The following is an 11,771-nucleotide window of genomic DNA, read 5'->3' as shown; positions in this document are numbered from 1 at the left end:
CCCCTGATCGTGGAGGGCGCGGCTGAATACCGCGCCCTCCTCGATGAGATCTTCACGAAGTTGACCGACCAGCTGAGTTTCGCAGGCTCCTGGATCGACAATCACCTCGACGGATTCATTCAGAAGTTGCGTTAATCACTATAGCCGTGGGAGAATGTCAGAACCTCCCCTCCCTACTCGCTCCCTTTGGTCACTCTTTGAGGAAGGGGACTCCGCGCTACCGCTTCAGCTAAAATTCTCACCGCTCGGGATCCCTCCGTGTTCACGCGGAGGAGGGTGTCAACATCGTAGGAAACCGCGTCGGTCATCGGTCACGCAGTCGATCGCGAGCAGCCGTGAACCGAACTGGATCGGTGTCGCCAGCCGCAGCCATCTCGTTTGCCGACTGGAGCTGTGAGTCGATAAGCCGATTCTGCTGTCGTGACCACTCCTCGTCGTCGTGCGTCCGAACATACTCGGCCCAGCGTTTGATCATCGCACGCCGTTGCTCCGTGTTCCGACGTTGATCGTCTTCAAACTCCTGTGAGTTCAGCATAGTAATCCTCCACTCCAAGCTCTTTGACGTACGTTTCGAGCTGCTCTGTGTTAAATCGTTCCTCGAAGGTCAAGTACAGGTGCAGTGCATCCTCAAAATCCTTCCCGCTGAGGCTGTCTGCAGCCTGCGCGAGCCGGAGCTTGTACGCGATTTGGAGTTCAAGCGGACTGATCTCGATCTGCCCCTCATCGAATGTCACCGTGAGGGGGTTCGAGAGTGCCTCGCGTTCCACGTCGTTTGAGACGAACCACGTCTCGAAGTTTGGGTACATCTCTCCTTTCTCGGCAACCCGGATCCGGCTGCCCTCACTCAACATCGAATACATCTCATCAAGCGGCATCGCCATCCCCCAGTACCCTCGATCTTTGAGTTCGGTAACCAACTGCTCAGTCTCCGGTTCAGACAATGATTCCAGAATGACGTCGATATCCTCTGTGGATCGGGAGCGCCCAGTGAGGATTGCGACATACCCACTGACAATAACGTAGTCCACATCGCAGGCGTCGAGAATCCGTGTGAATTCGAGTACGTCTCTGTCCAGTTCTGAAAGCTCCCGTGAAACGGTGAGCGTGTCGTTATTGAGTTCCATCAGTTTCCACCACGAACACCGTTGACATCCTCCCGGCGCTGAAGCGCGAGGCTTTCCGCTCTAATGTTTCGTAATTCATTCAGTCTCCTCGTCGTCGACGGGGTGTTCCAGCCATTCGTCCATATCTTCCTCACCGAAGCGGTCGTTTGCGGCGCGCGTGCTCTCGACAATATTCGTGTAGGCAGCCACCTCGTCGACTTCACCGAGCGCCCAGTAGTTGCCTTTGTGGCAGACGAGCCCGCGGTCTTCGAGCCGCGAGAGGACGACACTGATGCTCCCAGCTTTCACGTCAGTTGCATCCCGAATCTCGCTCTGGGTGAATGCCTGGTCGGGATGGGAATCGAGAAACCGCATCACGCGATCGGCATTCGTCTCTTTGCTGTTCTGGAGTCGATCTTCAGGAGAGGAGTCGAATGTCTCGATGTCGATGGGCATTTGTATTTCTTTGTCATCAATTGTATTGGAAGTATCGACGTATTTTCTAATGAAGACAGCGACGGAGAATACGAGAAGACAGGCGAATGGGGGGACACGACGTGGTGAACACGGGGCGGTTCAGCACCGACTGGAAGGGATGTGCGTGGTTCAGGATGTTCGATCCGGCGTCAAAACGCTCGGCCTCGGGAACGCGATCACGTTCCAGACGTATCGTGTCCCGGTCGAATCACGCGACGCGTTCCGTCTCGACGATATGTTCAGGGTCCTAGACTCGGCGATCCACGTCTCTGAGACCGATGACGAACGCGACTTCGGCTGGGTGCGGATCGACGGGGACCTGTGCCGCGTGTACGCCACGCGCGATGAGCGCCAGATTCGGTTCGTCCCGCCGGACCGCCGCGCAACACACGTCTCGCCGGACGACGTGACCAGTACGGATTCGTGGCTCGCCGACCAGGTCGCCGCCGGCACCGTCGAACGCATCAGCCCAATCCCGCTGACCTCAATGTACGAACGCCGCTCGGACGCGAACCTCCCGCCGCGGCGAGAGTGACCGAGGAATCTGGGGAGAGTGCAGTTTCCATATCTGTGCCGGTGTCGAATGGTGATCAAGCGGGAGTAGGCTCTTCCCTCGCTCCCCGACCAACAAACTCGACATCGAGACGGATCCGCTCGTACGGGAGGAACGGACGCTTCGACTGTCCATCTTCGATGAGGAACAACAACCCATAATCAGAGAGCAGTGAGACGTCATCGTGCACCGTCCGGTAGTCACGATCAAGCGTCTCTGCGAGCGCGGAGATGCTCTCGGCTGCGCCCTCAGTCGCCATCAGCGCCCGAAGGAGCTCGATCCGCCGGTCGGTGAGGATCTTCCGCAACTCGCCGACCGTGCGGAAGGAGACAACCGCGGGCTGCTCCTCGCCATCGCCGACCGCTTCGACAGCGTCGAAGGTATCCTCCCGCATTTCCTCGAAGGACTCCACAGTGACACGAAGCACACTGGGATGCGGACGATCGCGGGGATCGCGGTACTTGTCGGGCCAGCCGTCGTTGCTACGTTCAGTCATTGTTCTGATTCTCGATGTTGGTTAGGTGGGCAACTTCCTGGAGGAAGCGAGTGATGTGCGCGGTGATATTCTGAAACCGGATCTCCGAATCGTCTCCGAAGCTGGTGTGTCGGTGGTGCCATCCGAGGTCGTCGTCATCGTGAGCGTTGTCGTAGCGCAGTATCTCGCCTGTCTCTGGATTGTAGTACTGGAATCAGTAGAACCAATCGCCGGGGTAGTCGTCGTCGGGAATGGCGAACATCTCAACACGACCACCGGGGATGGCTCGGTTCAATTCCAGCGGATTGCCCATCTACTATGATCTATGACCTCATAGACAATAAGCTCTTGGAACATCAACACGCCGATCCGGCAACGGCACGCACGTCTACGTCCGGAAAGCGTGGGCCGGTGCGACCGTCAAGGTCGTTCGTGTCACCGATCCATCCGACGAGTAGGCTATGCGCTACAACTACAGGTATCGGCTCAAACCGTCCGACAAACTCCACGAGCGGTTGACGTGGACCGTCGATACCTGCCGGCAGGCCTACAACCACTTCCTTCACCGACTCAACCGAGTAGACGGAACCTCCGCCTACTCTGAATTATCAGATACAGAATATTAGTTATTCCCGCTATGTAACAGATTACCATCTATTTGATCACACCAGGCGACCCCGTAGAAGTCCCGTCTGAACGGTAGTGATGACGGGACTCCATAGCGCCTCACAACTACTCACATTACGGGGTTACAGAGTCGGGAGCCCAAGCTACTCCTCACTAGCAATCTCCCGGGCGTTCTGAATCGCGTCACGGCTCGCATTGAGATGGACCTCGGCCTTCTTACCGAGACACCACTTCGAGGTATGGCTGCTTCGCCGTCGAAGCCAGCCGGCTTCTTCCATTTCCTTCAACGTTCGGCGGACCGTATACTGTTGTGACTCCTCGAACGGCAAGTCACTAACCGTAATGTAGCCCATCCGCGTGATTTCGCGCAATACTTCGTCCCAGACGGTATCTCGTAGCGTCATTTGATGTTCACCTACACAGAAGTGTAGGCAGACCAGGATAATAAGTGCTCCTATATTGTTTGAGTTGTTACATATATCTAGAGACTGGAGCTCTCTGATTTCTTATGTTTATGTGGGGCGCGAGCGCTATCGTCTGGAGATCACAGAGGAACGTGGAGGAAGCCCACGGCTTGCCCTGTTTTGCCGACGGTTAACGGTAGTCTCAGACGCTTTCACGGGAAGATTCCGTTAACGCTCTTCGGAAGCAGATTGTTGGTCGAACACAGCTGGCGCTGTAGAAGCGTAGCGGGCAAGGGTGATGCGTCAGCATCACCCGAGTATGTTCCCAGTTGAAGTGTTTCGTTCGGAGACGAGCGCCGCAGACCTGCTCCAACAGGTTCGCTGGCGCGAGGGCCTCCAGTGCTCGCGCTGCCAGTCTGAATCGGTGATACAGTTACGAGCGCATACCCCCGTCTTTAGGCGGGGGTCAAGCGGACAATAGCGTACACCTCCACCGACGACGCCACGGCTGGATTTCCCACCGCTCTGTCGGTAGTATTAAGCCACCGACGGCATATAGTGTACAACACGGATGAAGACCACACGGCACGCGACCTACAACCTCAACTACCACATAGTGTGGTTGCCGAAGTACCGCCAGTCGGTACTCGTCAACGAGGTCGCAGACCGTGTGCGAACCATCCTCCACGAAATTGCCGACGACAAGGGCCTCGAAATTCTCGACCTGACCGTTCAGCCCGACCACGTTCACCTGTTCGTCAGTAGCCCACCGAAACACGCCCCGTCCCTTCTCTCCAACTGGTTCAAGGGGATTTCATCACGGAAATACAACCACCGATACGCCGACCACGACGGCGAGAAGATTCGCTGGGCGAGGGGATACTACGCAGGAACAGCAGGCCACGTATCCAGCGAGACGGTCACGAACTACATCCAGCGGCACAAGGAGGACGATTCGTGACCGAACTCACGAAGACGCTGGAACTCAAACTGGTAAAGCCGAACGCTCACAAGCGGAGGAAACTCCGAGAGACGCGAGAGGCGTACCAACAGGCGCTTCACGACGCCTTCGACGCCCGATGTACCACGCAGACCGAAGCGAATGACGTGGTGGTCAACTACGACCTGAGCGGGTACGCGAAGAACGCGCTCAAGAAGTACGTCCCGCAACTCACGACGACCTACAACGCGGGCGAACTTCACGACGACCACCCTGTCCGCTTCACGAACGAGGGGCTACGGCTCGACCACAAGCCCGAGAACGCTATCGAGTGGTACGTCAAAATTCCGCACCACGAGGACTACCACCTCTGGATGCCAGCCCAGCCGAACCCCGACCAGCGGGACTGGCTCGAAGCGTTGCACGCTGGCGATGCGGAGATGGGTGAGGGTCGGTTGTTCGAGCGGGACGGGACGTGGTTCCTCCACGTCACCGCCACCCGCGACGTGGAGGATGGTTCCGAGGCGTCCGCCGAGGAACGGACGCTCATCGGTGTCGATATTGGGGAAGCGTCACTCGTCACGGTGTGTCACCGCGACGACCACGGTTCTCCGACCGCTCCCGAACTGTGGGCCGACGAGGGGAAGACCGTTCGTCGGCTCCGCAAGACCTACTTCACCGCCACGAGGCGGCTTCAGACACGCGGAAGCGAGCGTATCGCAGAGTCGTTCGGTGACGACCTGTGGAACCAGATAGACGACGTGTTCCACCGCGTCACCCGCGAAGTCGTGGAGTACGCTGAGTCCGTCGAGAATCCCGTTCTTGTTCTGGAAGACCTGACGTACATACGGGAGTCGATGGACTACGGCGAGTATATGAACCGCCGCCTCCACGGATGGGGGTTCGCCAAACTCCACGCGCAGATACGCTACAAGGCCGTCGAGAAGGGTATCCCCATCGAGACGGTGAACCCGCGCAACACGTCGAAGGAGTGCCACGCTTGCGGTGAGGTAGGGTATCGCCCGCGACAGGCGACGTTCAAGTGTACGAACGACGCTTGCTGGATGGACGAGTACCAAGCGGACGTGAACGGAGCGGTGAACATCGCAGACCGCTACCTCAGCGGAGAGAGTCGTTCCAGAGAACACCCGAACGACGATGACTCGGCTGAGGATGGGGCGCGTTTGACCGCGCCACAAGACAGCCAAGCCGATGCTGAAGTCCAGCAAGAGACGCTTGGAACGTATGCGTCTTGAAACCGTAGGGTCGAGCGAACGCTCGGCCTGAAATCCCGTGGTGGGATTCCCGCGTCTTCAGACGCGGGAGGAGGTCAACGTCATAGCGACAGCGAGAAGCGGTATCGTGAGTCCGAGGATCCGCAGCGGAGTTGAAGTCTCAAGATGCGCAAAGGAGACGCCAATTGCGATACCCTCAAAGGGCGTCATAGAAGAGTTGCCAGGGTGTTTATTTCACGATCTCACAGCCGAATGAGCTGTGAGACTCTGCTTACGTGTGGAGGAATCTGAAGTTCGCTCCGATATAGGATTACAATAGCATTTAATATCACACCAGAATCTGTTCATAGATGTAATGATATTGCTCTCCGACGAAAGGTCCGTCTCTACAGTCATAGCGGTGGTCTTGATGATTGCAATCGTAGTGATCATATCTACTACGGTGGCCGTATATACAACTGACATAGCCAACAGTGTAGACAATCCCGCGCCACGGGGAGCATTCAGTTTTTCGGAGGCTACCTGTGGTGGAGTGAAAGTGACATACACGGGTGGGGAGAGTATTCGTGGCGAACGTCTCTATTTCACCGGTGCAGCCACAGAATACACACAACCCGGATCGATTACCGAGTGGACAGGAGACGAGATCAGTGCCGGTGATTCCGTCACTATCGGCGTGGAAGCAGGGGAGACGCTACGAGTCAATTGGCAAGACAGAGAAGGTGACAGCGGTGCAGTTCTTAGTGAATATGATGTACCTGATAATATCGAACCGAAGGGTAGCGCGTCAATTTCTAATCTCGACGCGGCTACAGCAGGAAATGATTGGATAGCAGCCAGCGTCTCTTTCAGCGGTGTCAATAATGTCTTTGTGGTTACTAATACTGATGGTAACGGAGGAGAAGCAACTACGACACTCGATTCGCCCGGGGACTACAGTTTCAGTTACGATGGAGCTAAAAAGTCAGGAACTACCAAAATAGACGTTTCGGGCCAAACAGGAGCGAATGTTGAAACACCATACTCTGTGACAATATACAAATCATCGGAACGAAACTGTAAGTTGTCCAGCGCGTCATCATAACTACGAAACCTGTCCTGACCAATACGTGAGTCTCCTGTACTGATCAATCAGTGTCGGTTGTTTTCGGCTGGGATTGACTGAATCAGCCGGAAAAGTATGCGTGCATATCGAGCGATCCGTTAGTCTTGAGCTACGCCTCTTTCGCTGAAGCGGGGCGAAGACGAGAGTGGATCTACAACTCCCGTTCGATGTATCGGTTGATCTCACGGACGGTATCTGGATCGTACGTCCAGAACGCGTCCCAAGTGTTTGGCTCATCTTCGATCGCAAGGAGCGCCGTGTGGGGTTTCGAAGGGGTGTCGGGGACGTAGACGACAAACCACGAGTCTCGAAACTCTTGTCCCCACCCACCGTGGATTGTTAATCCGTACTCGGGCGGTGGTGTCCAGTCGGGAATCCCGTAGATGTGGGTATCAACGTCGCTGTCGCCAAGCCGCTCGTAGACCTCTCTGGTGCCCCGCTCATCGTCGATCCGTGAGAGGTATTGGAAAGACGCGCGGTGTCTGCCCGTTCCGTGTTCGAGTGCTGTCTGTTCGATGTATCGTGAGATCGTGATCAACAGCAGTTTCTCTTTATTGGATTCGGGATACCCGCGCAACCGGAAGTGCGTCTCGTCGAGTGCTGCGATCACGTCCGGGAGATCGACTTCCTCAAGGCTACGGGCTCCTGTGGTATACAGGTCAGAATTGACCAACAGAATCGAGTTCGCAACGTCCTCTAGCGGTGATTCTGCAAGAATCTCCCCGTCATCCAACAAATACACCCGGTCTGTGGTTGGAGATTCGGCCTCAGAAACTGTGACGGATTTTTTGACTTCGACTGACTGTCGATCAAAGATCCGCGCTAACAGGTCCTGCAACTGCTCCGGTGTATCGCTCCCAACGACCCCGAGTGACACGTCTGCTCGCTCGCTTCGAGTAAAGAACTCCCCGAGGCTCATTCTTCGTATTCTAGTTGTACTCCGTGTACTAAACCTCTACTCTCAAGTCAGCAGAGCCTGAGGAAGCGTCCAGTACTGTACCAATCTGTGTCCTGCTATCTTGAGATAGCCTCATTCTCCTGACTTCCAAGTTTCAGTTCGACCGCCCGTTGCAAGTGGCACTCGGTAGATGAGCCGCGTTCCACAAGCCTCGTTCTCGGTGCGATCTATCGTTCCACCCAGTGCAGTCACCGTCCAGTAGATAAGCCATAGCCCGACCCCTTCCGTATGTGCAAGCGGCGTCTCTTCACCGGTCATAATCACGTCCCACTCGGATTCCGGCATCCCGGGGCCATTATCTGAAATCTCAACACGGAGATCTCTTCCATCCGCTACCTGTGTCACCCGGACCTCTACCCGGGGCTCGTCTCGATCATTGTGAACAATCGCGTTTTCCAGCGCTTCATCGATCGCTAACTGGAGTAAACTCCCATTCTGCACAACTGTATCCTCTGCAACGTCTATCGAGAGATCTATGACCGCATCGGGGTGCATCTCCCGGCGTTTCTCGACGAACCCCTCAATTGCAGCTACTGAGAGCGAGTGCTCTGCGTGTCGCCGCCGAAACAGCTCCCGGATGGCCTTCGTTTCCTCGCTCAGCCGTTTGAGCTTCTCAGCGTGCTCCCGAATTGCCTGGATCGCTGCTTTGTGTTCTTTGTCGTTTAATTCGCGGTCCAGCAGGTCAGCATACCCATCGATCACGGACACGGAGTTTCGAATGTTGTGCCGCATCACCCGATCCATCACGTGCAGCACCTGCTCGATGAATTGCGCATCAGTGATGTCCTCTTCGATAGCGACGAAGTTGGTGATGGCCCCATCAGGGCCCGTCACTGGAATGATCTTCTGGGTCGTCTGGTACAGCTCACCGGACTTGCGACGATTGGTAAGTTCGGCTTCCCAGACCTCACCAGCGCTAATCGTCTCCCAAAGTTCCCGATAGAACTCCTCATCCTGCTGGTCGGATTTCAGAAGTCGTGGATTTTCTCCGATCGCCTCGTGGGCTGCGTAGCCCGTCGTTCGCTCGAACTGAGGGTTGACGTACTCGATCGTTCCCTCTGCGTCGGTGATGAAGATCGACTGTTCAATCGCCTGAGCCTGTAATTCGAAGAGTGCTTTCTCTTGTTCGTAGAGCTTGCGGTCGGATACGTCCTCTTGAAATCCGAGGAAATGGGTGACGGTCCCTGTTTCGTCCTCGATGGGCGTAATGGTGAGTCGGTTCCAGAATAGCGAGCCGTCTTTGCGGTAGTTGCGGAGTTCGGTGGTGATCGGCTCTTCGGCGTCGATCGCCTGTCGAATGTCGGCGACTATCGCTTCGTCAGTCTCCTCACCCTGTAGGAATCGACAGTTGCGGCCGAGAATCTCTTCGCGTTCGTATCCCGTGAGTTCACAGAAGCCATCGTTGACGTAGATTAGTGGTTCGTCTTCACGGGTTGCATCAGCGATTGAGATCCCGATCGGCGATTCGTCCATCGTCTCAGCAGACAATCCTGACGGTAGCTGGTCATCCGTCTCAATGAGCAGGAGTTGAATCTGCTCGCTGCCGTTCCAGTCAACAGGTGTGCTCACCGCGATGAATTCGCGTGATTCACCACTTGCAACATTCAATTCGATCCGCAGTCCCATCGAAGACGCGTCTCCGCTATGGATGCGTTGGAGCTGCTCGATGAGCGAGGTGTGATACGGAGAAGAGGTGTATTCGGTGATCGAGCTACCGACTATGTCCTTGCCTGTATCGGCTGCAAGAAGGGACTGGGCGGCCGTGTCCGCGAAACTAATGATGCCGTCCGGTTCGACAACCAATGTCGGCTCAGCTGTCACCCCAGACCCATTCATACGAGATACTAAGTGGGCGTTTGTGTTGAAATTAATGAGAGGTAGTAACGCGTTGATAGCTAATGTGAGTGATTCTAATCACCTACGTACGGGTTATTCAGTTGAGCAATACTTCTATATACAGCCCTAGTCTGCACAAAATGATGGCCCCATTCGGGACTGATCGGCCCCAGAAAGAGGAAACGGTATCCGATGATGAGGCACTCCGTCGGATGTATCGAGTTACGTCAGATTATGATCGCCCGTTCAAGCAAAAAGTTCAGGAACTGTTGGACCTCGGACGCGAGTATTTAGGAGTGCAAGCAGGATTCCTCACCGAGATTTCTGATGGGACACAGTTGATTGTTGAGGCGAGTGGCGACCACGAACTACTCCAACCAGGGAATTCCTGTCCGTTGTCGAAGGCCTATTGTCGCAAGACAATCGACCAAGAGGATGCTCTTACTGTCCAGCACGCAGCTCTCGAAGGCTGGGAAGACGATGCTGCATACGAGGAATTCGGGCTCGAATCGTATATTGGCGCGAAAGTCATCGTTGAGGGCGAGGTGTACGGCACGTTCTGCTTTGCCGGTGACGAACCACGGGAGGAGCCCTTCACTGAGCAAGAAGAGACATTCGTGGAATTGATGGCTGAGTGGGTGAGCTACGAACTGTTCCAGAAACGCGCGACCGAGCGGATTGAACAGCAACGCGATCAGTTAGAAGAGTTCGCCAGCGTCGTTTCTCATGATCTCCGAAACCCGCTCGGGGTTGTTCAGGGCTACCTCAATCTTGCGGAGCAGACGGGCAATCCCGAACACTTCGATCGATGCCGAAACGCATTGGAACGGATGGGTGTATTGATCGATGATTTGCTTATGCTCGCACGGGAAGGCCAGTCGATTGGCGAGACCGAATCAATCGAGTTAGCCAAGTTAGTACGAGACTGCTGGGAGTTCGTGACAGCCGAAGAGGCAACCCTCAAAATTGATGCTGATATTGTACTAAAGGGAGATCAGAGCCGTGTTCAACAGTTGTTTGAGAATCTGCTTCGGAACGCTGTCGAACACGGTGGGCGTGATGTGACGATTCGGATTGGGGTTCTTGAGAGTGGCTCAGGGATCTACGTGGAAGATGATGGGCCAGGGATTCCCGAAGAACAGCGTGATCAGATCTTCACCGACGGGTATTCAACGGGTGAGAAAGGGTCGGGGTTCGGATTAACAATCGTGCGAGCGTGTCATAGAACTCTTCACACACTATAGTCAGATTACTTATTTTTATAAACGGTAACTCTTTTAGAAGTTTGTGCACTTGGTGCACGGAGTTTAGAAACGGTTAGATAGTGCCCTTTCGTTTCCGAATAATGATTTCTCGAACCCGTTCAACCTGGTTCGCCTCGGATTGAACGAATGCTGTGAGAATGGCTTCGACGATCTCGGAGCGGCTGACTCCGAGATCGTCACACTCAGCGACCAGTTCATCTACTTCTCGCACGATTTCCTCGTCAACAGCGACGCCGAACTTCTCTTTCGCCATAGCTAAAATAGGCTGAGAACAGCGTGCACCAAGTGTACGACGCTTTCAGTTCGTTAAAGCTCATTCAGAAAGCCTTGTGAACTCTTCTATGACAGGCTCATCGTGCAACAAATCGTTGAAGCTCACGGCTGGGATATTCGCGTCACCGACGGGTCCGACGGCGGCGCACGCTTTGAAATCACAGGCGTGGAGTTTAGTGCTGAATAGATCCTCTATATTCAGCAGCTGATTCTTGACAGAAGCTAGGTAGATTCCGGCTCGGTGTGACACAGCGTTTTCCTGTAGTGAGCGATTCCTGTTTGGTGTGGAAAGCCTTCTATGACACCCTAATACCCTCAGGGAAGGAGTGGACGAGCAGGACGAGAAACACCGAAAGGATGGTGCGGAAGTTACCCTCGGCGATATCACGGGCATCGTAGTCTACATCGAGGCGGTCAATGACGGAGTGCGCACCGACGAAGAGGAGCGCACTCGCCGGCGGGCGGGAGGCCGGGGTAACGGAACTCGCAGAAGAATTGTCGGTCTCGAAAGCGTCGGTGC

At 55.2% G+C, this 11,771-nt stretch carries 14 protein-coding genes and 4 pseudogenes; 10 read left to right on the top strand and 8 right to left on the bottom strand.

Features of this window, described 5'->3' with window-relative positions:
- Positions 1 to 135: pseudogene (locus ACQUQ0_RS17250) on the top strand (IS630 family transposase); the annotation flags it as partial.
- 377 nt (positions 136 to 512) lie between these two features.
- Here the strand turns inward: ACQUQ0_RS17250 and ACQUQ0_RS17245 are convergent.
- Together ACQUQ0_RS17245 and ACQUQ0_RS17240 are read right to left on the bottom strand one after the other, a co-directional pair.
- A complete protein-coding gene (locus tag ACQUQ0_RS17245) occupies positions 513 to 1,124 on the bottom strand; it encodes a hypothetical protein (RefSeq protein WP_435186966.1) in 612 nt (203 codons plus the stop codon).
- A gap of 75 nt (positions 1,125 to 1,199) precedes the next feature.
- A complete protein-coding gene (locus ACQUQ0_RS17240) occupies positions 1,200 to 1,559 on the bottom strand; it encodes a MarR family transcriptional regulator (RefSeq protein ID WP_435186964.1) in 360 nt (119 codons plus the stop codon).
- A gap of 25 nt (positions 1,560 to 1,584) precedes the next feature.
- Between ACQUQ0_RS17240 and ACQUQ0_RS17235 the strand changes: the two genes are divergently transcribed.
- Positions 1,585 to 2,115, top strand: coding sequence for a hypothetical protein (locus ACQUQ0_RS17235; protein WP_435186962.1), 531 nt, complete (start codon positions 1,585 to 1,587; stop codon positions 2,113 to 2,115).
- 55 nt (positions 2,116 to 2,170) lie between these two features.
- On the opposite strand, the gene ACQUQ0_RS17230 is transcribed toward ACQUQ0_RS17235, so the two are convergent.
- Together ACQUQ0_RS17230 and ACQUQ0_RS17225 are read right to left on the bottom strand one after the other, a co-directional pair.
- On the bottom strand, positions 2,171 to 2,629 hold the full coding sequence (locus ACQUQ0_RS17230) for a hypothetical protein (RefSeq protein WP_435186960.1): 459 nt from the start codon (positions 2,627 to 2,629) through the stop codon (positions 2,171 to 2,173).
- A complete protein-coding gene (locus tag ACQUQ0_RS17225) occupies positions 2,622 to 2,789 on the bottom strand; it encodes a hypothetical protein (RefSeq protein WP_435186968.1) in 168 nt (55 codons plus the stop codon). Before ACQUQ0_RS17225 ends, ACQUQ0_RS17230 begins: the two co-directional genes overlap by 8 nt.
- Positions 2,790 to 2,982: 193 nt before the next feature.
- Here ACQUQ0_RS17225 and ACQUQ0_RS17220 point away from each other — a divergent pair.
- Positions 2,983 to 3,066: pseudogene (locus tag ACQUQ0_RS17220) on the top strand (DUF2080 family transposase-associated protein); the annotation flags it as partial.
- A gap of 3 nt (positions 3,067 to 3,069) precedes the next feature.
- Positions 3,070 to 3,213 (top strand): annotated as a pseudogene (locus tag ACQUQ0_RS17215) (helix-turn-helix domain-containing protein); the annotation flags it as partial.
- 165 nt (positions 3,214 to 3,378) lie between these two features.
- Here ACQUQ0_RS17215 and ACQUQ0_RS17210 read toward each other — a convergent pair.
- Positions 3,379 to 3,639 (bottom strand): hypothetical protein, encoded by a 261-nt coding sequence (locus tag ACQUQ0_RS17210; RefSeq protein WP_435186959.1) that lies wholly within the window; start codon positions 3,637 to 3,639, stop codon positions 3,379 to 3,381.
- 319 nt (positions 3,640 to 3,958) lie between these two features.
- Between ACQUQ0_RS17210 and ACQUQ0_RS17205 the strand changes: the two are divergent.
- The 4 genes and pseudogenes from ACQUQ0_RS17205 to ACQUQ0_RS17190 form a co-directional block, all read left to right on the top strand.
- A pseudogene (locus tag ACQUQ0_RS17205) lies at positions 3,959 to 4,072 on the top strand (transposase); the annotation flags it as partial.
- 138 nt (positions 4,073 to 4,210) lie between these two features.
- A complete protein-coding gene (gene tnpA, locus ACQUQ0_RS17200) occupies positions 4,211 to 4,600 on the top strand; it encodes an IS200/IS605 family transposase (RefSeq protein WP_435186957.1) in 390 nt (129 codons plus the stop codon).
- Positions 4,597 to 5,835: an RNA-guided endonuclease InsQ/TnpB family protein gene (locus ACQUQ0_RS17195; protein ID WP_435186955.1), complete on the top strand. Its 1,239-nt coding sequence runs from the start codon at positions 4,597 to 4,599 to the stop codon at positions 5,833 to 5,835. Before tnpA ends, ACQUQ0_RS17195 begins: the two co-directional genes overlap by 4 nt.
- A 334-nt stretch (positions 5,836 to 6,169) precedes the next feature.
- Complete coding sequence (locus tag ACQUQ0_RS17190; RefSeq protein ID WP_435186953.1) at positions 6,170 to 6,898, top strand: type IV pilin; 729 nt, start codon at positions 6,170 to 6,172, stop codon at positions 6,896 to 6,898.
- A gap of 172 nt (positions 6,899 to 7,070) precedes the next feature.
- Here ACQUQ0_RS17190 and ACQUQ0_RS17185 read toward each other — a convergent pair whose 3' ends face one another.
- Entirely contained in the window at positions 7,071 to 7,838 is a 768-nt protein-coding gene (locus ACQUQ0_RS17185; protein ID WP_435186951.1) for a DICT sensory domain-containing protein, read from the bottom strand.
- 111 nt (positions 7,839 to 7,949) lie between these two features.
- Positions 7,950 to 9,713 (bottom strand): PAS domain-containing protein, encoded by a 1,764-nt coding sequence (locus ACQUQ0_RS17180; protein ID WP_435186950.1) that lies wholly within the window; start codon positions 9,711 to 9,713, stop codon positions 7,950 to 7,952.
- A gap of 143 nt (positions 9,714 to 9,856) precedes the next feature.
- Between ACQUQ0_RS17180 and ACQUQ0_RS17175 the strand changes: the two genes are divergently transcribed.
- On the top strand, positions 9,857 to 10,957 hold the full coding sequence (locus ACQUQ0_RS17175; RefSeq protein WP_435186949.1) for a sensor histidine kinase: 1,101 nt from the start codon (positions 9,857 to 9,859) through the stop codon (positions 10,955 to 10,957).
- A 73-nt stretch (positions 10,958 to 11,030) separates the two neighbouring features.
- Here ACQUQ0_RS17175 and ACQUQ0_RS17170 read toward each other — a convergent pair whose 3' ends face one another.
- Positions 11,031 to 11,231, bottom strand: a complete 201-nt coding sequence (locus ACQUQ0_RS17170) for a ribbon-helix-helix protein, CopG family (RefSeq protein WP_435186690.1) — start codon at positions 11,229 to 11,231, stop codon at positions 11,031 to 11,033.
- Between the two features lie 346 nt (positions 11,232 to 11,577).
- Between ACQUQ0_RS17170 and ACQUQ0_RS17165 the strand changes: the two genes are divergently transcribed.
- A partial coding sequence (locus ACQUQ0_RS17165; RefSeq protein WP_435186948.1) for a hypothetical protein occupies positions 11,578 to 11,771 on the top strand: 194 nt, incomplete at its 3' end.

The organism is Halobellus sp. EA9 (assembly GCF_051195055.1).
Taxonomy (GTDB): domain Archaea; phylum Halobacteriota; class Halobacteria; order Halobacteriales; family Haloferacaceae; genus Haloquadratum; species Haloquadratum rubicundus.
The sequence above is the reverse complement of the archived record's forward strand: the minus strand, read 5'-3'. Positions and strand labels throughout refer to the sequence as shown.